The organism is Pantoea sp. GbtcB22 (genome assembly GCF_019091025.1).
Lineage (GTDB): Bacteria > Pseudomonadota > Gammaproteobacteria > Enterobacterales > Enterobacteriaceae > Pantoea > Pantoea leporis.
Genome location: NZ_JAGXKB010000005.1, coordinates 222,146 through 243,660 on the forward strand (window position 1 = coordinate 222,146; position 21,515 = coordinate 243,660).

General features: G+C 55.1%; 20 protein-coding genes and 3 tRNA genes. 13 read left to right on the forward strand and 10 right to left on the reverse strand.

What is annotated here, in order from left to right; translation table 11 throughout:
* Nucleotides 1-64: 64 nt before the first annotated feature.
* Nucleotides 65-1,393, reverse strand: coding sequence for an amino-acid N-acetyltransferase (gene argA, locus KVT28_RS17260; protein ID WP_007891884.1), 1,329 nt, complete (start codon nt 1,391-1,393; stop codon nt 65-67).
* A 233-nt stretch (nt 1,394-1,626) separates the two neighbouring features.
* Between argA and amiC the strand changes: the two genes are divergently transcribed.
* Complete coding sequence (amiC, locus tag KVT28_RS17265) at nt 1,627-2,862, forward strand: N-acetylmuramoyl-L-alanine amidase AmiC (protein WP_146001292.1); 1,236 nt, start codon at nt 1,627-1,629, stop codon at nt 2,860-2,862.
* Nucleotides 2,863-2,934: 72 nt separating this feature from the next.
* On the opposite strand, the gene KVT28_RS17270 is transcribed toward amiC, so the two are convergent.
* The 3 genes from KVT28_RS17270 to KVT28_RS17280 all read right to left on the reverse strand — a co-directional run bounded on the left by KVT28_RS17270 (nt 2,935) and on the right by KVT28_RS17280 (nt 3,269).
* Nucleotides 2,935-3,011, reverse strand: a tRNA-Met gene (locus tag KVT28_RS17270).
* A 51-nt stretch (nt 3,012-3,062) separates the two neighbouring features.
* Nucleotides 3,063-3,139 (reverse strand) — tRNA-Met (locus KVT28_RS17275).
* Nucleotides 3,140-3,192: 53 nt separating this feature from the next.
* Nucleotides 3,193-3,269, reverse strand: a tRNA-Met gene (locus tag KVT28_RS17280).
* A 204-nt stretch (nt 3,270-3,473) separates the two neighbouring features.
* Here KVT28_RS17280 and mltA point away from each other — a divergent pair.
* The gene (mltA, locus tag KVT28_RS17285; RefSeq protein WP_101762003.1) at nt 3,474-4,622 is read left to right on the forward strand and encodes a murein transglycosylase A; all 1,149 of its coding nucleotides are present in this window, start codon (nt 3,474-3,476) and stop codon (nt 4,620-4,622) included.
* Between the two features lie 28 nt (nt 4,623-4,650).
* Nucleotides 4,651-5,457, forward strand: a complete 807-nt coding sequence (gene tcdA / locus KVT28_RS17290; RefSeq protein WP_176973561.1) for a tRNA cyclic N6-threonylcarbamoyladenosine(37) synthase TcdA — start codon at nt 4,651-4,653, stop codon at nt 5,455-5,457.
* Here tcdA and csdE read toward each other — a convergent pair.
* Together csdE and csdA are read right to left on the reverse strand one after the other, a co-directional pair.
* Nucleotides 5,445-5,900 (reverse strand): cysteine desulfurase sulfur acceptor subunit CsdE, encoded by a 456-nt coding sequence (gene csdE / locus KVT28_RS17295; RefSeq protein ID WP_110867956.1) that lies wholly within the window; start codon nt 5,898-5,900, stop codon nt 5,445-5,447. The two genes, tcdA and csdE, sit on opposite strands and share 13 nt — an antisense overlap.
* A gap of 4 nt (nt 5,901-5,904) precedes the next feature.
* Nucleotides 5,905-7,110: a cysteine desulfurase CsdA gene (csdA, locus tag KVT28_RS17300; protein WP_101762025.1), complete on the reverse strand. Its 1,206-nt coding sequence runs from the start codon at nt 7,108-7,110 to the stop codon at nt 5,905-5,907.
* A 206-nt stretch (nt 7,111-7,316) separates the two neighbouring features.
* Here csdA and KVT28_RS17305 point away from each other — a divergent pair, with 206 nt between their 5' ends.
* The 4 genes from KVT28_RS17305 to rlmM all read left to right on the forward strand — a co-directional run bounded on the left by KVT28_RS17305 (nt 7,317) and on the right by rlmM (nt 10,327).
* Nucleotides 7,317-7,541: a YgdI/YgdR family lipoprotein gene (locus KVT28_RS17305; protein ID WP_008109575.1), complete on the forward strand. Its 225-nt coding sequence runs from the start codon at nt 7,317-7,319 to the stop codon at nt 7,539-7,541.
* A gap of 330 nt (nt 7,542-7,871) precedes the next feature.
* On the forward strand, nt 7,872-8,789 hold the full coding sequence (locus KVT28_RS17310; RefSeq protein WP_101762006.1) for a transcriptional regulator GcvA: 918 nt from the start codon (nt 7,872-7,874) through the stop codon (nt 8,787-8,789).
* Between the two features lie 49 nt (nt 8,790-8,838).
* Entirely contained in the window at nt 8,839-9,234 is a 396-nt protein-coding gene (locus KVT28_RS17315; protein ID WP_101762007.1) for a DUF423 domain-containing protein, read from the forward strand.
* On the forward strand, nt 9,227-10,327 hold the full coding sequence (gene rlmM, locus KVT28_RS17320) for a 23S rRNA (cytidine(2498)-2'-O)-methyltransferase RlmM (RefSeq protein ID WP_101762008.1): 1,101 nt from the start codon (nt 9,227-9,229) through the stop codon (nt 10,325-10,327). Before KVT28_RS17315 ends, rlmM begins: the two co-directional genes overlap by 8 nt.
* Nucleotides 10,328-10,652: 325 nt before the next feature.
* On the opposite strand, the gene xni is transcribed toward rlmM, so the two are convergent.
* The 3 genes from xni to queF form a co-directional block, all read right to left on the reverse strand.
* The gene (gene xni / locus KVT28_RS17325; RefSeq protein WP_101762009.1) at nt 10,653-11,423 is read right to left on the reverse strand and encodes a flap endonuclease Xni; all 771 of its coding nucleotides are present in this window, start codon (nt 11,421-11,423) and stop codon (nt 10,653-10,655) included.
* 38 nt (nt 11,424-11,461) lie between these two features.
* Complete coding sequence (gene ppnN / locus KVT28_RS17330) at nt 11,462-12,826, reverse strand: nucleotide 5'-monophosphate nucleosidase PpnN (protein WP_101762010.1); 1,365 nt, start codon at nt 12,824-12,826, stop codon at nt 11,462-11,464.
* Between the two features lie 182 nt (nt 12,827-13,008).
* Complete coding sequence (queF, locus tag KVT28_RS17335; protein ID WP_101762011.1) at nt 13,009-13,854, reverse strand: NADPH-dependent 7-cyano-7-deazaguanine reductase QueF; 846 nt, start codon at nt 13,852-13,854, stop codon at nt 13,009-13,011.
* A 62-nt stretch (nt 13,855-13,916) separates the two neighbouring features.
* On the opposite strand from queF, the gene syd reads away from it, so the two are divergent.
* The 4 genes from syd (at nt 13,917) to KVT28_RS17355 (ending at nt 16,622) form a co-directional block, all read left to right on the forward strand.
* On the forward strand, nt 13,917-14,480 hold the full coding sequence (gene syd / locus KVT28_RS17340) for a SecY-interacting protein (protein WP_101762012.1): 564 nt from the start codon (nt 13,917-13,919) through the stop codon (nt 14,478-14,480).
* Between the two features lie 577 nt (nt 14,481-15,057).
* Nucleotides 15,058-15,384 carry a YqcC family protein gene (locus KVT28_RS17345; RefSeq protein ID WP_101762014.1) on the forward strand — a complete coding sequence of 109 codons (327 nt, stop codon included), beginning with the start codon at nt 15,058-15,060 and terminating at the stop codon, nt 15,382-15,384.
* Nucleotides 15,384-16,163: a tRNA pseudouridine(65) synthase TruC gene (gene truC, locus KVT28_RS17350; RefSeq protein ID WP_217549462.1), complete on the forward strand. Its 780-nt coding sequence runs from the start codon at nt 15,384-15,386 to the stop codon at nt 16,161-16,163. The genes KVT28_RS17345 and truC overlap by 1 nt, the downstream gene beginning before the upstream one ends.
* Nucleotides 16,164-16,175: 12 nt before the next feature.
* On the forward strand, nt 16,176-16,622 hold the full coding sequence (locus KVT28_RS17355; RefSeq protein ID WP_217549464.1) for a flavodoxin: 447 nt from the start codon (nt 16,176-16,178) through the stop codon (nt 16,620-16,622).
* 123 nt (nt 16,623-16,745) lie between these two features.
* Here the strand turns inward: KVT28_RS17355 and garD are convergent, their stop codons facing one another.
* Nucleotides 16,746-18,305, reverse strand: coding sequence for a galactarate dehydratase (gene garD, locus KVT28_RS17360; protein WP_217549466.1), 1,560 nt, complete (start codon nt 18,303-18,305; stop codon nt 16,746-16,748).
* Nucleotides 18,306-18,814: 509 nt separating this feature from the next.
* On the opposite strand from garD, the gene KVT28_RS17365 reads away from it, so the two are divergent.
* Both KVT28_RS17365 and KVT28_RS17370 read left to right on the forward strand, forming a co-directional pair.
* Nucleotides 18,815-20,161, forward strand: a complete 1,347-nt coding sequence (locus tag KVT28_RS17365) for an MFS transporter (protein ID WP_101762584.1) — start codon at nt 18,815-18,817, stop codon at nt 20,159-20,161.
* A 9-nt stretch (nt 20,162-20,170) separates the two neighbouring features.
* Nucleotides 20,171-21,511, forward strand: coding sequence for a glucarate dehydratase family protein (locus KVT28_RS17370; RefSeq protein WP_217549468.1), 1,341 nt, complete (start codon nt 20,171-20,173; stop codon nt 21,509-21,511).
* Nucleotides 21,512-21,515: the final 4 nt, after the last annotated feature.

Below are 21,515 nucleotides of genomic sequence, written 5' to 3' on the forward strand. Positions count from 1 at the left end.
TTGCGCAATAAATTGCGCCGCTGCGGTATGTGCAACTACGCAACGGCACAGTTAAATGATGCGACTATCCCAAATCCGCCATCAGCACTTTTGAACGGCGCTGATAGTTATACATCTGCTTCTTGCTCTCGGGCAGGGATTCAATATCCACCGGCGTAAAACCGCGCTCCTGGAACCAGTGAATGCTGCGCGTGGTTAACACAAACAGCTTCTTTAGCCCCATCTGACGTGCCTGCAACGCCACGCGATCCAGCAACAGTTCTCCACGCGACGAGCTGCGATAATCCGGATGCACTGCCACACAAGCCATCTCACCAATCTGCTCGTCCGGGAACGGGTAGAGCGCGGCACAGGCGATGGTTAAATTATCGCGCTGAATAATGGTGAACTTATCAATCTCCATCTCCAGTTGCTCACGGGAGCGACGCACCAGAATCCCTTGCTGCTCCAGCGGGCGAATCAGTTCGAGAATACCGCCGATATCGTTGATGTTGGCGCGCCGAATCTGCTCGGCCGACTCCATCACAATCTGGGTACCGATACCGTCGCGCGAGAACAGTTCTTGCAGCAACGCACCATCTTCCTGATAGCTAATCAGGTGGCTGCGACGCACGCCGCTGCGGCAGGCTTTGACCGCACCACGTAAGAACCGCACGGTGCCAGAGAGGAAATCGCCGTCGCTCTCCATTTCGTCGATGCGCGCCTGAGCTTCGTTCGGAAACAATTCAGAAATAATCGCGCCTTCGCGGTTGGTCACGCCCTGTTCGGAGCAGAAACCAATCATCTTCTCGGCCTTCAATTTAATTGCCAGCTGCGTCGCTACTTCTTCTGACGTCAGGTTAAAACTCTCGCCGGTCACAGAAACCGCTACCGGACCGAGCAGTACAATCGCATCGTTATCCAGCTGACGATGGATCGCTTCCTCATCAATACGACGAATACGCCCGCTGTGGCAGTAATCAACGCCATCATCCACCCCCAGCGGCTGCGCAATGATGAAGTTGCCGCTCACTACGTTAATGTGCGCGCCTTGTAGCGGCGTGTTGTTGAGGCTCATCGAAAGACGCGCGGTGATATCCAGCTGTAAACGACCGGCGGCCTGCTTTACCAGCTCAAGTGATTGCGCATCGGTAACGCGCGTATGTTTGTGGTAAATCGGTTCCAGCTGTTGCTGGGCCATGCTGGCGTCAATCTGCGGACGCGCACCATAAACCACCACTAAGCGAATGCCGAGGCTATGCAGCAGACCGATGTCATTAACGATGCTTGAGAAGTTCTCATGCTCGATGGCTTCGCCACCCAACATGATGACAAACGTCTTGTCACGATGGGTATTTATATAGGGAACGGTGTGGCGAAAACCCTGAACCAGTTCTGTACTGCGTTCCTTCACGGCAAAGCCCTCTATGCATGTTTATTCGTAATTTTCGTATTTTTATGCTCTTTTGCTCTTTATTGCAAGCGCCGGGCCTGACGTTACTTTACGATTTTCATGATGCAACACGCGCTAACAGACTGCATTATCTGGTTTTTCCGGCAAGACAAGACGATTCTCATCGAGTAAAGTTTTCACTTTCTTGCCATCGAGTGATGATTTTTTAGACATAACACAGCAGTTGGAGCGGCATGTCCGAAGCTTTTACACGACGACGATTATTACAGGGCGCTGGCGCATTATTAATGCTCAGCGTGACGCGTACCGGGCTGGCTGCCAGCCAGCATATTGTGGCGGTGCGCATCTGGCCCTCATCGACCTACTCCCGCGTAACCCTGGAATCAAACGTTCCCCTCAAGTACAAACAGTTCACGCTGGGGAATCCCGATCGTCTGGTTATTGATATCGAAAATATGCACATCAACCCGGTCCTGAAAGGAGTCGATAAGCTGGTGCGCGTGGACGATCCCTATATCAAAACCGCACGCGTCGGTCAGTTTGACGCTAACACGGTGCGACTGGTGCTGGAACTCAAGCGTAGCATTGCGCCCAAGACATTTACTCTTGCGCCAGTGGCAGGTATCAAGCATCGCTTAGTGGTCGATCTCTATCCTAATCAGCAATCACGGGAAGAGGATCCGCTACTGGCATTACTGCAGAATTACAATCAGGGCGATCTTGAACGCGATCAGCCGGTGCAGGCGGCGCTGCCGGGCAAAGCGGGGCGCGATCGACCGATTATCATCATGATCGATCCTGGCCATGGTGGTGAGGATCCCGGCGCGCATGGCAAATATAAAACGCGTGAGAAAGATATCGTGTTGAAGATCGGTCGCTATCTGAAGGCGCTGATCGACAAAGAGCGCAACATGAAAGCTTACATGACGCGCAATGAGGATGTGTTTATCCCGTTGCGTGTCCGCGTGGCGAAAGCGCGAAAGCAGCGTGCGGATCTGTTCATTTCGATCCATGCTGATGCCTTCACCAGTCGGGCCGCGCGCGGTTCGTCGGTGTTTGCCCTTTCGACCAGCGGCGCTACCTCAGCGGCGGCGCGCTTCCTCGCACAAACGCAGAATGAAGCCGATTTGATTGGCGGCGTCAGCATGAGCGGCGATCGTTATCTCGACCACACCATGTTCGACATGGTGCAGCGGCAAACCATCAGCGACAGCCTGAAGTTTGGTAAAGAAGTGCTGTCACGCATGGGACATATCAATCACCTGCACAAGCGCACCGTCGATCAGGCGGGATTTGCGGTGCTGAAAGCCCCGGATATTCCCTCGATTTTGGTGGAAACCGCGTTTATCAGTAATGTCGAAGAGGAGCGCAAGCTGCGCACGGCGCGCTATCAGCATCAGGTGGCTGAGGCGATTCTGCATGGGATTAAGGCGTATTTTGATAAGGGTGCGGCACTAGCGCATCGCTGAGGAGGGCGGCAGCAATGCCGCTTTTTCCGGACGCCAGAAACAAAAAAACACCCGTTAAGGTGTTTAAATGATTGGTTGCGGGGGCCGGATTTGAACCGACGACCTTCGGGTTATGAGCCCGACGAGCTACCAGGCTGCTCCACCCCGCGTCCGTCTGTCGCATTAAGCGACTTTTCACATTGTATTCTTCTTAAGACAATTGGTTGCGGGGGCCGGATTTGAACCGACGACCTTCGGGTTATGAGCCCGACGAGCTACCAGGCTGCTCCACCCCGCGTCCGACTGACGCGTTACACGACACTTCACATTGTCTCTTCATTTAAGAAGAATTGGTTGCGGGGGCCGGATTTGAACCGACGACCTTCGGGTTATGAGCCCGACGAGCTACCAGGCTGCTCCACCCCGCGTCCGTGGATGCGCACTATACTCTGGACGCGCGGCGATGCAACCCCTTTTTGAGACAAAACGCCAAATTTACAGTCAGTTGATGAATAAACTCGCCATTGGGTGAATTATTGTACAGATGTGAGCGCGACCGCTTAGGGCAGATTTCAATCTCTCTGTCCCTTTGCTATCTTCGCCGGGCAAACAATCGATAAAAAGAGAAGGTTATGAAAGGACATTGGGCGAAGTATGCACTTACTGGCGCATTTATCGCGCTGTTAGCGGGCTGTAGTTCCAAACCGACCGACCGCGGTCAACAGTATATCGATGGCAAGCTGGAGCAACCGCTTGGGCTGGTCAACCAACCGAATGCTAAAGGGCGTCCGGTGAACGGCAAAGACTTTAGCGATCAGGTGGTGCAGATTCAAACCGCCTCATCCGGCCTGTTCGGGCGCAACAACGGTACTTACAGCGCAGTGCAAAACTGGCTGCTGTCCGGCGCGGATACGCGCCAGCTCAACCAGTTTGGTTTGAATGCTTATCAGATGGAAGGCACTGACAATTACGGCAACGTGCAGTTCACCGGTTACTACACGCCGGTTGTGGAAGCGCGTTATACCCGTCAGGGCGAGTTCCAGTATCCGATTTATCGTATGCCACCGCGTCCGCGTGGACAGAAACTGCCGAGCCGCGCTTCTATCTATAATGGTGGGCTCGACGATCGCTACATCATTGCCTACAGCAATTCGCTGATCGATAACTTCATGATGGATGTGCAGGGCAGCGGCTACGTTGATTTTGGTGATGGTCGTCCACTGCGCTTCTTTGGTTACGGCGGCAAAAATGGCTGGGCTTATCACAGCATCGGTAAAGAGCTGATCGATCGCGGTGAAGTGAAGCGCGAAGATATGTCGATGCAGGCGATTCGTCAGTGGGCGCAAGAGCATTCGCCACAGGAAGTGCGTTCGGTGCTGGAAACCAACCAATCCTTCGTCTTCTTCAAACCGGAAGAGTATGTGCCGGTGCGCGGTGCCAGCGCGGTGCCGCTGATTGCCAAGGCTTCCGTTGCCTCCGATCGTTCATTGATTCCGGCCGGAACCGTGCTGTTAGCCGAAGTGCCGCAGCTGAACGAGAAGGGCAAGTTCAATGGCAAATATGAGATGCGTCTAATGGTGGCGTTAGACGTGGGTGGCGCGATTAAAGGCCAGCACTTCGATATCTATCAGGGCGTTGGCCCGGATGCGGCGCATCTGGCCGGTTTCTACAACCATTATGGCCGCGTCTGGGTGCTGAAAGCCGCGCCGGGCACCGGTCAGCCGCTGTTTAGCAACCCACAAAATGGCAACAACGGTTCGCTGCTGTTAGGTTCTAATTAATGTCCCGTTTTCCCGGAAAGGTTTGGTTATGACAGTAGTAAGCGACGCCTGGCGACAACGTTTTGGCGGCACCGCGCGTCTCTATGGCCAGGACGCGCTGCAGCGTTTTGCCGACGCGCACTTTTGCGTGATCGGTATTGGCGGCGTGGGTTCGTGGGCGGCGGAAGCCTTAGCGCGCACCGGCATCGGTAAAATCACCCTGATTGATATGGACGATGTCTGCATCACCAATACCAACCGCCAGATTCACGCGCTGCAGGGCAAAGTGGGCCAGGCGAAAACCGAAGTGATGGCCGAGCGTATGCGCGCCATCAATCCGGAATGCGAAGTGATCTGCATCGATGATTTCATCACGCCGGAAAATACCGCTGAACTGTTATCGGCGGGTTTTGACTACGTGATTGATGCGATTGACAGCGTGCGCCCCAAAGCCGCGTTGATCGCCTGGTGTCGTCGCAACAAGATCCCGCTGATAACCACCGGCGGCGCGGGCGGCCAGATCGATCCCACGCAGATTCAGGTGAGCGATCTGGCGAAAACCATTCAGGATCCGCTGGCGGCCAAGCTGCGTGAGAGATTGAAAGGGGATTTTAACGTGGTGAAGAACAGTAAAGGCAAGCTCGGCATCGACTGCGTATTCTCGACGGAAGCGCTGATGTATCCGCAGCCGGACGGCAGCGTGTGCACTTCACGCTCCACCGCAGAAGGCCCGAAACGCATGGATTGTGCCGCCGGATTTGGCGCGGCGACCATGGTAACCGCCACGTTCGGGTTTGTGGCGGTTTCGCACGCGTTGAAGAAGTTTCTGGCGAAAGCGGCGCGTCAAACGGCCTGAGCGTGCTGACGGGCAGCGCGTTGCACCGCATCCGCCAGCGCCTGTAAGCCGCTGCTGCGCGACGCACTGAGCTGCGCGCGCAGACCTAACGTATCAAACAACGCCAGCGGATCTTGCTGCAGCAAGTCGGCTGGCGTTTTGCCTTCCACCGCCGTCAGTAACACCGCTAGCAATCCGCGCACGATGCGTCCTTCGCTGTCACCATAAAAGTGCAGCGTGCCGTTGTTCAGCAACTGGCTGCTTAACCACACGCGATTTTCACAGCCCGTGAGTTCAATATCTGGCGTCTTTAACTCTTCCGCTAACGCAGGCAGCTGGCGGCTGAGCTGGATCAGTTGACGATAGCGATCTTCCCACTGATGAAAATGGGTGAATTTTTCCGTCAGGCTGGCTGCGGTAATCAGATCGCCAAACGGATGCGGGGCGAGCAGGGTTGATGTCATGGGCTTATTCACTCAGTAAGTCGACGGCATGGCGCATGGCGCGCACCAGCGCATCCACGTCCTGCAAATTATTATAGGGGGCGAACGAGACACGCAGCGTGCCGGTGACGCCCAGCGCCGCCATCAGCGGCTGCGCGCAGTGCTGCCCGGCGCGCAATGCGATGCCATGCTCGGCGAGCAGCGTAACGATATCGCTGTGGTGAATGCCGGCAATATCAAACGCCAGCAGGCTGGCATTGCCACAGCGGAAGCTGCGAAAACCGGGGATCTCGCTCAGTTGCTCCTCGGCGAGGCTCGCCAGTTGCTGGCTCCACATTTCGGCCTTTTTGCCATCATGTTGCGCCAGCCACTCTAGCGCGGCACTCAACCCCACCACGCCGGCAACATTAGGCGTTCCGGCTTCAAAACGCCACGGCACCGGCTGCGGTGTGAAACTGTTAAAATCGACCTGCGTCAGCATTTTGCCGCCGCCTTGCCATGGATCCATCGCTTCCAGCAGTTCCGCTTTGCCATACAGCACGCCAATGCCCATTGGGCCATAAAGCTTATGGCCGGAAAAAGCATAGAAATCAATATCCTGCGCCTGTACATCCGGCGGACAATGCACCACACCTTGTGCGCCATCGACCATCACTTTGGCACCGACGTCATGGGCTAAACGGATCGCCTGCGCCAGGTCCGGACAGCCGCCGGTGACGTTCGACATCTGACCAACGGCCAGCAATCGGGTACGTGAATTGAGCAGTGCTGGCAACAGCGTGATATCCGGCAAACGATCGTCGCCCAACGGCCATTTCACCACTTTCGCGCCCGCCGCTTTTGCCACCATCAGCCACGGCACCAGATTGGCGTGATGTTCGGCTTCGCTAACCACGATTTCATCACCAGCCTGCAATCGCGGAGCCAGCCAACTGTTCGCCACCAGATTGATCGCTTCGGTGGTGCCGCGCGTCCAGACAATCTGCCGATCGTCCGCAGCATTGAGCCAGCGCGCCACTAATCCGCGCGCCTGTTCGTATTTTTCCGTTAATGCGCGAGCGGCAGCGAACTGGCTGCGATGCACGGTGCCAGCGCTGAGGCTGTAGAACTGTGCGGTTGCGTCGATCACCGCCTGCGGCTTGAGCGCAGTAGCCGCGCTATCGAGGTAGATTCCGGCATCGCTCAGCGCGGGGAACTGCTGGCGGAAGGCGCCGGGAGAAAAAATGGTCATACTCAGCCCACTGTTAATCATGTTAGGACCAGGCTGAAAGCTGGCCCGTTGCCTGGCAAAGCTGGAAAAGCGCGTTATGCTAATTATTGCAAGGTTTGAACCGAAACCCGCATAACGCGTCGCTATTCATAGTCGATTTCACTGGCGCTACCTTTGGTGAGCGCATGCGGGTGGTTTAATGCAATTAATCTGCAAGGAGATAGAAGATGAATAAACTCACCGCAGTGCTGGCCGTGTGTACTCTGGCCTTTACCCTGTCCGCATGTTCCAGCAATTACGTAATGCACACTAACGATGGTCGCACCATCGTCGCCGATGGCAAACCTAAAGTTGATGACGAAACCGGTATGATCAGCTATCAGGATGCCAATGGCAACAAGCAGCAGATTAACCGCTCTGACGTCAAAGAGATGGTGGAGATGGGGCAGTAAGGCAAAAAAAAGCACCGCAATTTGCGGTGCTATTTAAAATCACTATGGACAGACAGGGTAAATCTACAGGAATTAAAAGCTTGATCTGCAAGCGTCAGATCAAAATGCAAACACAACATCACGACCACAAGCCAAAAGCTCTCCAAAAGTCTGCGATCTCTCGCACGTTTCCAGAAATCTTTTCGTTCCGGCTCAGGAAGTGCGGCAACTATAGGTATTTGCTGGAGCTTCCTCAACGGACAAATTATAATGTCTCGGATTAAAAAAACTAATACGTAGCGACTTTGTATAAGTTGAAGTATTACCTTGTCAATCCGGATACGGAAAACCATGTCTAAACGCCTTCCGCCGCTTAATGCTTTACGCGTCTTTGATGCTGCTGCCCGTCATTTGAGCTTCACCAAAGCCGCTGAAGAGCTGTTTGTTACCCAGGCTGCTGTCAGCCATCAGATCAAATCTCTGGAAGATTTCCTCGGTCTTAAGCTGTTTCGCCGGAGGAATCGTTCGCTTTTACTGACGGAAGAAGGTCAAAGCTACTATTTAGATATTAAGGAGATTTTCTCTGCTCTTAACGATGCCACGCGCAAGTTGCAGGCGCGCAGCGCTAAGGGTGCGCTGACCGTCAGTTTGCTGCCGAGTTTCGCCATTCAGTGGCTGGTTCCTCGCCTTTCCAGCTTTAATATGGCTTATCCGGGCATCGACGTGCGTATCCAGGCGGTGGACCGTGATGAGGAGAAATTGGCGGACGATGTCGACGTGGCGATTTTCTACGGTCGTGGCAATTGGCCAGGCCTGCGGGTTGAGAAATTGTATGCCGAATATTTGCTGCCAGTCTGCTCACCGATGTTGCTGACGGGTGATCATCCTCTCAAATCGCCGGCCGATTTGGCGCACTGCACGCTGCTGCATGATGCATCGCGCCGTGACTGGCAATCCTATACGCGTCAGCTGGGCGTGCAGCATATCAATGTGCAACAGGGCCCGATCTTCAGCCACAGCGCCATGGTGTTGCAGGCGGCGATTCATGGTCAGGGCGTGGCGCTGGCGAATAATGTGATGGCGCAGAGTGAAATTGAAGCCGGTCGTCTGGTATGTCCTTTTAACGACGTGTTGGTCAGTAAAAATGCTTTTTATCTGGTTTGTCATGACAGCCAGGCAGAACTGGGTAAAATAGCCGCCTTTCGTCAGTGGATCCTGGAAAAAGCGGCCAATGAACAAGAAAAATTCCGTTTTCGCTACGATCACTAATGCGTTGCTGGCTGCACAATGATGTGCGCATTACCTTGAGGATTGTTTGATGTCCAGTCGTGCCATGTTTGTTTTTGCTGCCATTAGCGGATTTATGCTGGTGGCGTTTGGTGCTTTCGGCGCGCATGTGCTGAGCAAATCGCTCGGCCCAGCCGAAATGGCGTGGATACATACCGGCCTTGAATATCAGGCGTATCACACGCTGGCAGTGATCGGCTTGGGTGCCGCTATGCTGCGTCGTGCCAATATCTGGTTTTACTGGAGTAGCGCCGCGATGGCGCTCGGTATCGTGTTGTTCAGTGGCAGCCTCTATTGTCTGGCGCTGTCGCACATGAAGTTTTGGGTTTTTGTTACGCCAGTGGGAGGCTTATGCTTCCTTATTGGCTGGTTCTTGATGTTGATTGGCGCACTGCGTCTGAAACGAAAGGCAGATCGCCATGAATAAAGTTTTACTCTATTGCCGTCCAGGATTTGAGAAAGAGTGCGCGGCAGAAATCAGCGCGAAAGCGGCTGAGCGCGAGATTTACGGCTTCCCGCGCGTCAAAGATGACTCAGGTTACGTGCTGTATGAGTGCTATCAGCAGCAAGATGCTGAAAAGCTGATCCAAACGCTGCCGTTTGCCGAACTGATCTTTGCGCGGCAGATGCTGGTGGTGGGAGAGCTACTGCGCGATCTGCCACCAGAAGATCGCATCACGCCGATTGTCGGCATGCTGACCGGTGTGGTGGAGAAGGGCGGTGAACTGCGGGTTGAAGTGCCGGATACCAATGAAGCGAAAGAGCTCACCAAGTTCTGCCGTAAATTAACCGTGCCGCTGCGTGCCAGCCTGCGTGAAAGCAAAATCCTGCTTAATTACGAAACGGCTAAGCGTCCGGTAGTGCACGTGTTCTTTATTGCGCCGGGCACCTGTTACGTCGGCTATTCGCTGCCGGAAAACAACTCGCCATTCTACATGGGCATTCCGCGCCTGAAATTCCCCTCCGATGCGCCGAGCCGTTCTACGCTCAAGCTGGAAGAGGCGTTTCACGTGTTTGTGCCTGCGGATGAGTGGGATGAGCGTTTAGCCAGCGGCATGTACGCCGTCGATCTTGGTGCTTGCCCTGGCGGCTGGACCTATCAACTGGTGAAACGCAGCATGTGGGTTTTTGCGGTAGATAACGGCCCGATGGCGCCAAGTCTGATGGACACCGGACAGGTGACGCACTGCCGCGAAGATGGTTTTAAATTCCGTCCGCCGCGTACCAATATCAGCTGGCTGGTGTGCGACATGGTGGAAAAACCGGTGCGCGTCGCAAGCCTGATGACCGAATGGCTGGTGAATGGCTGGTGCCGCGAGGCGATCTTCAACCTCAAGCTGCCAATGAAAAAGCGCTACGAAGAAGTGACACAGAACCTGGCGATGATTGATGACGCGCTGAAAGCGCAGGGTATTAATGCCCAGATTCAGGCGCGCCAACTCTATCATGACCGCGAAGAAGTGACCGTTCACGTACGCCGGTTGTGGGCAGCGGTGGGCGGCCGTCGCGACGAGCGCTAATCCTGCTTCATACTTTGCGCTACAGCGGTCCTGCTTCATACTTTGCACTACAGCGGCGTTGGCTGCGTTTGCTCGCCCCGGTCACATACTGATGTATGCTCCCGGGGACTCGCGCACTTGCCGCCTTGCTGTAGCACAAATTATTTCGCAGGAAATTGTTTTTTAGTGTCGCCATTGATGCCGTAATGATCGTCGGTTGAGGCATGAAAATCGCTAATTACCGAGAGCGCACATTGTAGCGGCGCAATTCATTGCGCGATAAATCGCGCCGCTACGGAAGGCGCGGTGATTTAATACGGCGCTTAACTGATTGGCATTACGCCATTTATGGCGACGGCTGTTTCGTTTGAAATCTCAATGTATTGAGATTGCCTTGCAGTACCAAATCACGTTTTAACGTCGATACTTTGCGGCAAATTTCTGCCATTTCCCGCTGTTCCTGCAATTTTCCCTGCCATTTGCTCGGTACCTGATCCCATTGCTGATAGATCGCATCCAGCGATCCAAACTGCATCAACAACTCGCGGGCGCTTTTCGGGCCAATGCCGGGCACGCCGGGAATTTTGCTGCTGCTGATACCACACAATCCCCAATAGTCGGGCAACTGCGCGGGCGTTACGCCAAACTCTTGCTCGATAAAAGGCACATCCAGCCAGCGCTTCTGGAAATAGTCGCGAATACGAATGTTAGGTGCCAGCAGCTGGCAATAACCTTTATCGGTAGAAACAATCGTTGCTTGATGACCAGCGTCCGCCATTTTCACCGCCAGCGTGGCGGCGAGATCGTCGGCTTCGTCTAAATCAGCCACCCAGCAGTTAACGCCTGCTGCGCGGAAGGCGTCCTGCAGCGCGGGCATCTCCAGATGCAAATCCTCCGGCATCGGCGGGCGACCCGCTTTGTAATCCGGTAATAGCTGATGGCGCCAACCGGGCTGACGCTCATGGCTATCAAACACCGCCACCACGTGCGTGGGTTGTGTATGTCCCAATAACTGATGCAAGGCGGCAACGCAGCTGTCGCGGCATGGCGAACCCTGAACAGCGTGCAGACGGCGAATCAGATTGAGTGCATCAATGATAAGAAGATGAAGCGACATAGCGATAGCGGCAGCCCGCAGGCTGCCTTCCTGATGAGTTATTTGATGATTTCGTAGCAAGGCGTGTAGGCGCTGCCCGGCAGCTTCATGCGCTGCTGTGCGACAAAACCTTGCAACAGTTCGTCCATGCGGTGCATGAGATTGGCATCGCCGTGCAGTTTGTACGGGCCTTTCTCGCGAATTTCACGAATTCCGATCTCTTTGACGTTACCCGCCACAATGCCGGAGAAGGCGCGACGCAGATCGGCTGCCAGCAGCTCGGCGGGCTGATCCGGGAACAGCTTCAGGTTTGCCATATTCTCGTGCGTCGGCAGGAAGGGCACTTGCAATTCGGGTGCGATACGAATCGACCAGTTGAAGCTGTAGGCATCGCCGGTTTCGCGGCGATACTCTTTCACCTGCGGCATGGCTTTCTTCATCAGACGCGCCACTTCAGCGGCATCATCAATGATAATTTTGTAGTGCTTGCGTGCGGCTTCGCCCAGCGTATTAACGATGAAATCATCCAGCACGCGGAAGTAGTCGGCGCTCTCTTTGGGTCCGGTCAGAATCAGCGGCAATACCTGATCGCTGTTGTGCGGATTCATTAAAATACCCAACAAATACAGCAGCTCTTCGGCTGTGCCCACGCCGCCAGGGAAGATCACGATACCGTGGGCGATACGCACAAAGGCTTCAAGGCGTTTTTCGATATCCGGCATGATGATCAGCTCATTGACCAGCGGATTCGGTGGTTCGGCGGCAATGATTGAGGGCTCAGTCAGGCCGATAAAACGGCTGTCATGATAACGCTGCTGCGCATGTCCTACCGCCGCACCTTTCATCGGTGCTTCCATGACGCCAGGTCCGCAACCGGTACAGATGTTGAGTTCGCGCAGGCCCATTTGCGTGCCGACGTTGCGGCAATATTGGTATTCCACCGCATTGATTGAGTGGCCGCCCCAACACACCACGGTATTCGGATATTCGCCGATGTGCAGTGCACGCGCGTTACGCAGAATCGAAAACACCTGATTGGTGATATGCGCAGAGTCTTCCGGCTCCTCGTTCTGGTAGCGTTCTGTTGCCGCCAGTTGTCCGTTTACAAACAGAATGTCGCGCAGCACGGCAAACAAGTTTGCCTGCAGCGAACGAATAATCCGGCCATCAACAAATGCCTCTTCCGGCGGGTTAATCAGCTCCAGTTTCACACCGCGCTCACGGCGCAACACGTTGATGTCGAAGTTTTCAAAACGCGAAAGCAATTCCTGGCTGCTGTCGGTCTGGCTACCGGAGTTGAGTACCGCAAGAGAACAGTTACGAAACAGCTGATAAAGGTCGCTGCTAGCGGTGCGCTTCAGCATGTCGACTTCAAGCTGGGAGAGCAGATCCATCGAGCCAAGCGGGCTGATATGTGTAATCAAGAGAACTCCTTTACACGCAAATGCGTGGCTGATGACGCTGCGCTTAACTTATTAACGCAGCGACGAAAATCCCTGGTCGCGCATGCTTCGATCGCGCCTTCAACAGAGTAACGTTGTCCGCTGTGAATGCTCAAGGGGAACCGCGCATCCGTGCAGCGGCCTGCGAGGCGTCTCGCAAACTATTACTGGCGAACCAGGCGGGAAAATCCCGGAGAGAAGGGCACGTTACTGCGCCACGGATTGATATCCAGACCGCCGCGCCTGGTGTAACGTGCATAAACGCTCAGGGCTTCTGGCTGACAAAAGCGCTGAACGTCGTTGAAAATGCGCTCAACGCACTGCTCATGAAACTCATTATGCTGACGGAATGAGATGAGATAACGCAGCAGCGCTTCACGATTAATACGCGGGCCTTTGTAGCGAATCATCACCGAGCCCCAATCGGGCTGATTGGTAATTAAGCAGTTCGATTTCAGCAGATGGCTAACCAGCGTTTCTTCAACAATCTCACGGCCTGCAGCCTGCGCCAGATAATCCGCATTGAAGGCATAATCGTGGATTTCGATATCCTGTTCATCAATCACTTCGCCACTGAAATGGCCGATCGGCTGGCCTTCCACTTCGCTGAGACGAAACAGCGCCACGCTGACCTGACCCTTCGCGCAGGCGCTGAGATCGCGCTCCAGCGTCTGACGCACTTCGCCCCAGTCGGCGAAAACGGTCTGATTAAAACTGTTAAGATAGAGCTTGAAACTCTTCGACTCGATCAGGTTTTGGCTATCGGCGCGCAGCACCACTTCGCCCACCGCGACCTGCGGAACGCCTTTGTTGTTGAGCCAGGAGAGTTCGTAGAGCGTCCAGATATCTGCGCCAGTAAACGGCAGATTATCGGGATACAGCCCCAGCGGCTCACGGTTAAGGCTGCGCGGCACGGATTGCAGCAGCGTGTTATCGTAGCGATCAACATAAGCCGTGGGCTTACCTAAGGTCAGGCCGCTTAATGCCTGATCCCGGTTTTCAGAAGACATAACGGTTACCACTGAATTTCATCAAAGTGGTTAAGTGTAACCTAACACTTGCGAGAATATGAATGATGCAGCAAACCGTAGATGCTCTGCGTGAGTTTACCGCCCGCTACGTGGAACATTGGCAGCAACAAACCGGACATTTTCCCGCCAGCGCCGATCTGCTTGGCGTTCCCTCCGACTGCATCATCAGCACGCTGGATGACCGCGTGTTGTGGCAGCCGCAGCCGTTTACGTTACCGGCCACGCTTGAAGCGGTAGAGCGTGCGTTGGATCTGCAACTGCAACCAGAAATCAGTGCGTTTTACACCAGCCAGTTTGCAGGTGATATGACGGCAACCTTTGAACAGCAGCCGATTACCCTGCTGCAGGTATGGAGTGAAGCGGATTTCACTCGCCTGCAGGAAAACCTGATTGGTCACTTGGTTATGAAGCGCCGCTTAAGACAAGCGCCAACGCTGTTTATTGCCACCACCGACTCAGAGAATGATGTGATTGCGCTGTGCAATCTTACCGGCGAGGTCATTATTGAGGAGCCTGGCACTAAAAAGCGTGAAGTCCTGGCAACATCGGTTGAGAAGTTTCTTAATGCTTTACAACCGGTTACTCAGTCATTTGCAGATTTTTAGGCTGCGCTTTGTGAGAGATCTCTCACGTTACGTGTGAGAGATCGCTAGATCATTGCGCAGACTTGCGGAAGCGCTAAATGTAAAAATATTGTGAATCATGAACTTATGGCATCAATCTGAAAATTAAGACAGGACTTAATCCATTAACGCTTCTTACTGGCTTGTTATTGCGATGGTTTCTGGGAGAATAGTCACCACTGGCAGGATGCTGGAGATTAAGAGACGTTCAGGAGAATGTCAGCCATGAGGCGGGAACGTAACGGAGTTTACGGCACAAGGAAGGCTTCAGGACGAAGCAGGACACTCAGGATTGAGTATAAAGGACACCTCCAGGACGGAGAATGAGAGCCACGCGGAACGTGGCGGGCCAGGATGCTAAGGACCAATGTCATGATGACAAGCGACGGAAAGCGCAGGAAAAGTTGTCATGGATGAGCAGGGAGCACAGCAGTAGCTGGAATGCTGCAAACGAAAACCGGGAGCACTGTAATCACAGTGCTCCCTTTTTTTATGCCATTTTTACGCCGGGCGTGACTGATGGTATGCTTGCCGCCCAATTTTTCTCTGGAGGTGGCGCATGTCGTCGCAAATGATTTTTCAGCGCCTGCAGCAGGTCGAAGCGGTGATGCGTGAACACGGCCATTGGCAGTCACAATCCCCCGAGGCGGGCGCCTTCGCCAGTACCGAACCTTTCTGTCTTGATACCATGGAGCCGCTGCAATGGCTGCAATGGGTATTCATGCCACGTTTTTATGCGCTGCTCGAAAGCGGCGCGCCGTTGCCGCAGAATTTTGCCATCGCTCCCTATTATGAAGTCGCATTGCCAGCCGACACGCCGGGCTATGCGGTGCTATTGCTGACGCTCAACAAGTTTGATGCGCTGTTCCAGGAACCTTCCGCCTGATGCTCGAAATCCTTTATCAAGATGCGTGGCTGGTCGCGGTGAATAAGCCGGCCGGTTGGCTGGTGCATCGCAGCTGGCTCGATCGCAATGAAAAAGTGGTGGTGATGCAAACGGTGCGCGATCAGATTGGCCAGCATGTGTTTACTGTGCACCGCCTCGATCGCCCAACGTCCGGCGTGTTGCTGATGGCCTTATCGAGTGAAGTCGCCCATTTACTGGCGCAGCAGTTTGAACAGCATCAGATGCAGAAAACCTATCATGCGGTGCTGCGCGGCTGGCTGGAAGGCGGCGCGACGCTGGATTATCCGCTGGTGGAAGAGCTGGATAAGATTGCCGACAAATTTGCCACCCAGGAACCTGTTGCCCAACCGGCGGTAACGGATTACCAGGCGCTGGCACACGTTGAGATGCCGGTCGCCATCAGCCGCTATAACACCGCGCGCTATACGCTGGTGGAGATGGCGCCGCACACCGGGCGTAAACATCAGCTGCGTCGCCACATGGTGCATCTGCGTCATCCGATTATTGGCGACAGCGCGCACGGCGATCTGCGCCAGAATCGCGGTGCGGCGGCACATTTTGGCCTCAATCGCCTGATGCTGCACGCCAGCGCGCTCAGCTTTACCCATCCCGTTACCGGCGAGCCCATAGTGATTCGCGCCGGGTTGGATCGCGTCTGGCAGCAGATGCTTGAGCAGTTTGGCTGGCAGGATCAGATCCCTGATGTTCCCAGGGTTGAGTTTGCCAATGATGCAGTCCAGGATAAGCCGACAGAATAAAGGAGCGGCAAGATGGTAAAGATTGGCATTTTTACAGGTACGGTTTACGGCAATGCGCTGCTGGTAGCTGAAGAAGCACAGACGGTGCTGGAAGAGCAGGGCCACGACGTGAAGGTGTTTGAAGATCCGTCGATGGCGGATTGGCAGGCATACAGCCAGGATGTGGTGCTGATTGTCACCTCAACCACCGGTCAGGGCGACTTCCCGGATAACATTGCCCGCCTGTATGTTGCAGTGCGTGATCAGCTGGGTTATCAACCAGAATTGCGTTATGGCGTGATTGGCTTGGGTGACAGCAGCTATGACAATTTCTGCCGTGCAGCTAAAACCTTTGATGCCACCTTGCAGGAGCAGAGCGCGCAGCGCATCGGCGAGGTGCTGTTGGTGGATGCGACGGAAGATCCGGAGCCCGAATCAGTGACCTCACCGTGGGTGGAGAGCTGGGGTAAGTTGCTGTAAGGACTTTTCCCTCACCCTAACCCTCTCCCGCCAGCGGGAGAGGGAATATTTAGAGGGTGCAGCCCGCACGGTTTGTTCCCTCTCCCGCGAAGTGGGAGAGGGCCAGGGTGAGGACAATAACCATCACGTTACCGGCGCCGGATTAAACACCGCCAGCTGATTACGAATCCCCCAACGATCCGACCATGTCTGCTTGCGCCCGCTGGCAATCTCCAGAATCAACTCAAACAGTCGCCAACCGACCTGTTCAATACTCTCTTCGCCCGTTGCAATGGTTCCGGCATTAATATCCATCAAATCATGCCAGCGTTCGGCCAGCGCATTACGCGTTGCCATCTTGATTACCGGAATGGCGGCCAAACCATAAGGCGTGCCGCGCCCGGTAGTGAACACCTGCAAGGTAATGCCTGATGCCATCTGCTGCGTGCCACACACGAAATCGCTGGCTGGTGTGGCCGCATAAATCAGCCCGCGTTTGGTGGGGCGCTGTCCTGGCGATAACACTTCAACAATCGGGCTGCGACCTGACTTGGCAATCGAACCCAGCGCTTTCTCCACCACATTCGCCAGCCCGCCTTTTTTGTTGCCCGGCGAGGGATTGGCGCTGCGATCGGTTTGGCCCTGGCTGAGGTAATCGTCATACCACGCCATCTCTTCCAGCAGCCGTTTGCCAACCGCTTCATCCACCACGCGCGGTGTCAGCAGATGAATAGCATCCCGCACTTCGGTCACTTCCGAGAACATCACCGTCGCACCGCAGCGCACCAGCAAATCCGAAGCAAATCCCACGGCGGGGTTCGCCGTTACGCCCGAGAAAGCGTCGCTGCCGCCGCACTGCGTGCCGATCACCAATTCCGATGCTGGACAGGTTTCGCGCTGACGTTGATTGAGCTTTTTCAGATGGCGTTCGGCGACCTGCAGGATTTCATCCACCATCGCGCCGAAGCCCACCAGCCGCTCATCCTGCAATCGCACAATGTCGTTGTCATCCAGCGAAATGGCCTGCACATCCGGTGTGCCGGTCAGCAGACGTTCGGGCTGTAACTTCTCGCAGCCGAGGCTGACGATCATCACTTCGCCACCAAAATTGGGATTCAGCGCCAGGTTATGAATGGTGCGAATCGGCACCACCGCGGCGGGCGCATTGATTGCCACGCCGCAACCGTACAGATGATTCAGCGCCACCACGCCATCGACATTGGGATAACGCGGCAGCAAATCACGCTCAATGATCTGCACTACATAATCCACCACGCCCGCCACGCAGTGAACGCTGGTGGTGATGCCGAGCAGGTTGCGCGTGCCCACGCTGCCATCTGCATTGCGATAGCCTTCGAAGGTATAACCTTCCAGCGGCGGCAGCGCGGGCGGTACATTGTTTGCCAACGGCAAACTGTTGAGTGGCGGCGCTTCGGGCAGCGCTACCAGTGATTCTTCAATCCAGCTACCTTGTGGGATGGGGCGCAGCGCGTAGCCAATCACTTCACCGTAGCGCAGGATCGCGCCTGCTTGCGGGATATCGCTGAGCGCGACTTTATGTCCCTGTGGCACATGCTCAGCCAGTTGCAGTCCGTCGTCGAACCGGGTGCCAGACGGTAACCCCTGATTGTTGACCACGATCGCCACGTTATCGGCATCGTGCACTTTGATATAGAGCGGTTTTTCTGTTAGAGGACGGTTCATTGCTCACCTTCCAGTTCGTCGCACCGTACGTAGCAGCGCGGTTTAAAATACGTCCATCACGTCATCGTTTTTTGCCAGCCTCAGTATATGCAGGGGTATTTGCCGTATGCATTGTGCAACTGACTGGCTTTAAGGAGATTTATCAGGGGAATTTGGTTCGTTTATCCAAACACAAGTGAAGGGACTCACAAACTGCCGTTATCCTGTACGTTAACCAGGCAAAATCAGGGAGCAAAAAAGCGTTCCGTGAGCCACGCCGCAGCGTTATGTGCAGATGCCATAAAATCATTCTCTTTCAACCCTAATCCTCATGCGTTCTTCCAGTGTTTCGCCGCCAGGCTGTTCCTATACTGATTCTCGTTCTTCAACGTTAGGTTATTCGTCACGACGCATCATCGTATTGCCAAATATAAAAATCGCCGTGTTTAACCCGACTTCATTCTGATACCCAACGCGATGTGTATGCAGTCAGAGTGGATGTAGCGTTCGCTATATTTCAGGAGTGCATCATGAATAGTTTCAGCCAGACAGCGGAAGCGGTGCAAAAGCGCACCAATGCCCGTTACTGGATTGTGGTGATGTTATTTATCGTCACCTCGTTCAACTACGGTGACCGCGCAACCATTTCGATTGCCGGTTCGGCGATGTCCAAAGAGATCGGCCTTGATTCGGTCGGCCTGGGCTATATCTTCTCCGCCTTTTCCTGGGCGTACGTGATTGGGCAAATTCCGGGCGGCTGGCTGCTCGACCGCTTCGGCTCGAAACGTGTCTACTTCTGGAGCATCTTCCTCTGGTCGCTGTTTACCTTGCTGCAAGGCTTCGTCGATCTGTTCAGCGGTTTTGGCATTATCATTTCGCTGTTCCTGTTGCGCTTCCTGGTCGGCCTGGCTGAAGCGCCATCCTTTCCCGGCAACAGCCGCATTGTTGCGGCCTGGTTCCCGGCGCAGGAGCGCGGCACCGCCGTCGCAATCTTTAACTCGGCGCAATACTTCGCTACGGTAATCTTCGCGCCGATCATGGGTTGGCTGGTCTCCGAAGTGGGCTGGGCGCACGTGTTCTGGTTCATGGGCGGATTGGGCATCATCCTCAGCTTTATCTGGCTGAAAGTGATCCACGATCCCACCGATCATCCGGGCGTTAATAAAGCCGAGCTGGAGTACATGGAGCAGGGCGGTGCGCTGATCAACATGGACGTCAAAAAGGATGACCGCAAAGTGAGCTGGAGCGAGAAGTGGTTCCAGATCAAACAGCTACTAACCTCACGCATGATGCTGGGCATCTATCTCGGCCAATACTGCGTCAACGCCTTAACCTACTTCTTTATTACCTGGTTCCCGGTGTATCTGGTGCAGGCGCGCGGCATGTCGATTCTGAAGGCCGGCTTTATTGCTTCGATCCCTGCGGTGTGTGGCTTCCTCGGCGGCGTATTGGGCGGCGTGATTTCTGATTACCTGATGCGTAAAACCGGTTCGCTGAACATCGCGCGTAAAACGCCCATTGTGCTCGGTATGCTGCTCTCCATCTCGATGGTGATGTGTAACTACACCGACACCGAATGGGTGGTGGTGTTCTTTATGGCGCTGGCATTCTTCGGCAAAGGCATTGGTGCGCTGGGTTGGGCAGTGATGGCAGATACCGCCCCGAAAGAGATCAGCGGTTTGAGCGGCGGCTTGTTCAACATGTTCGGTAACTTCTCCGGCATCGTCACGCCAATTGCCATCGGTTACATCATCGCCACCAGCGGATCCTTCGAGGGCGCGCTGATTTATGTCGGTATCCATGCCTTTGTCGCCGCATTTAGTTTCCTGGTGATTGCCGGCGATATCAAACGCGTTGAACTGAAAACCAGGCCATAAGGACGGAATATGACTACGCAAAGCACGCCGGTCATCACCGATATGCAGGTGATTCCGGTTGCCGGTTACGACAGCATGTTGCTCAACATCGGTGGCGCGCACAGCGCCTGCTTCACCCGCAATATCGTGGTGCTCACGGATAGCGCGGGACACACCGGCGTCGGTGAAGCGCCGGGCGGTGAAACCATCTACCAAACGCTGGTTGAGGCGATTCCGCAGGTAAAAGGTCAGCAGGTTGCCCGCATGAATCGTCTGGTGCAGCAGGTGCACAAAGGCAATCAGTCGGCGGATTTCGATACCTTCGGCAAGGGCGCGTGGACCTTCGAACTGCGCGTCAATGCGGTGGCCGCGCTGGAAGCGGCGCTACTGGATTTACTCGGCCAATGTCTCGGCGTGCCGGTGGCGGAACTGCTCGGTCCGGGCCAGCAGCGCGATGAGGTCACGGTGCTCGGCTATCTGTTCTATCTCGGCGATCGTCGCAAAACCGATTTGCCGTATCTGACCGGCGAAAACGCCAGCCACGACTGGTATCACTTGCGTCATCAGGAGGCGCTGACGCCGGAATCTGTGGTGCGTCTGGCGGAAGCGGCGCAGGACAAATATGGCTTCAAAGATTTCAAACTCAAAGGCGGCGTGCTGCCGGGCGAGCAGGAGATTGAGTCGGCGGCGGCGCTAAAAAAACGCTTCCCCGATGCGCGCATCACCGTCGATCCCAACGGTGCCTGGACGCTGGATGAAGCCATTCGCTTGTGTAAAGGCATGGGCGATGTGCTGACCTACGCCGAAGATCCGTGCGGTGCCGAGCAGGGCTATTCCGGCCGCGAAGTGATGGCCGAATTCCGCCGTGCGACGGGGTTGCCGGTCGCCACCAACATGATCGCCACCAACTGGCGCGAGATGAACCACGCGGTGATGCTCAATGCCGTCGATATCCCGCTGGCCGATCCGCACTTCTGGACGCTGAGCGGCGCAGTGCGCGTGGCGCAGCTGTGTGATGACCGGGGGCTGACGTGGGGCTGTCACTCCAATAACCACTTCGATATTTCACTGGCGATGTTCACCCACGTTGGCGCTGCTGCGCCGGGTAACCCCACCGCGATTGATACGCACTGGATTTGGCAGGAGGGCGATCAGCGCCTGACCAAAGAGCCGCTGCAGATCCGCAACGGCAAAATCGCCGTGCCGGATAAGCCGGGCCTCGGCGTCGAGCTGGATTGGGATCGCCTGCATCAGGCCAACGCGTTGTACAAATCACTGCCGGCGGGCGCACGTAATGACGCCACCGCGATGCAGTATCTGGTTCCCAATTGGTCATTCGACCGCAAGCGTCCAGCCTTTGGTCGCGGCTAAGTTT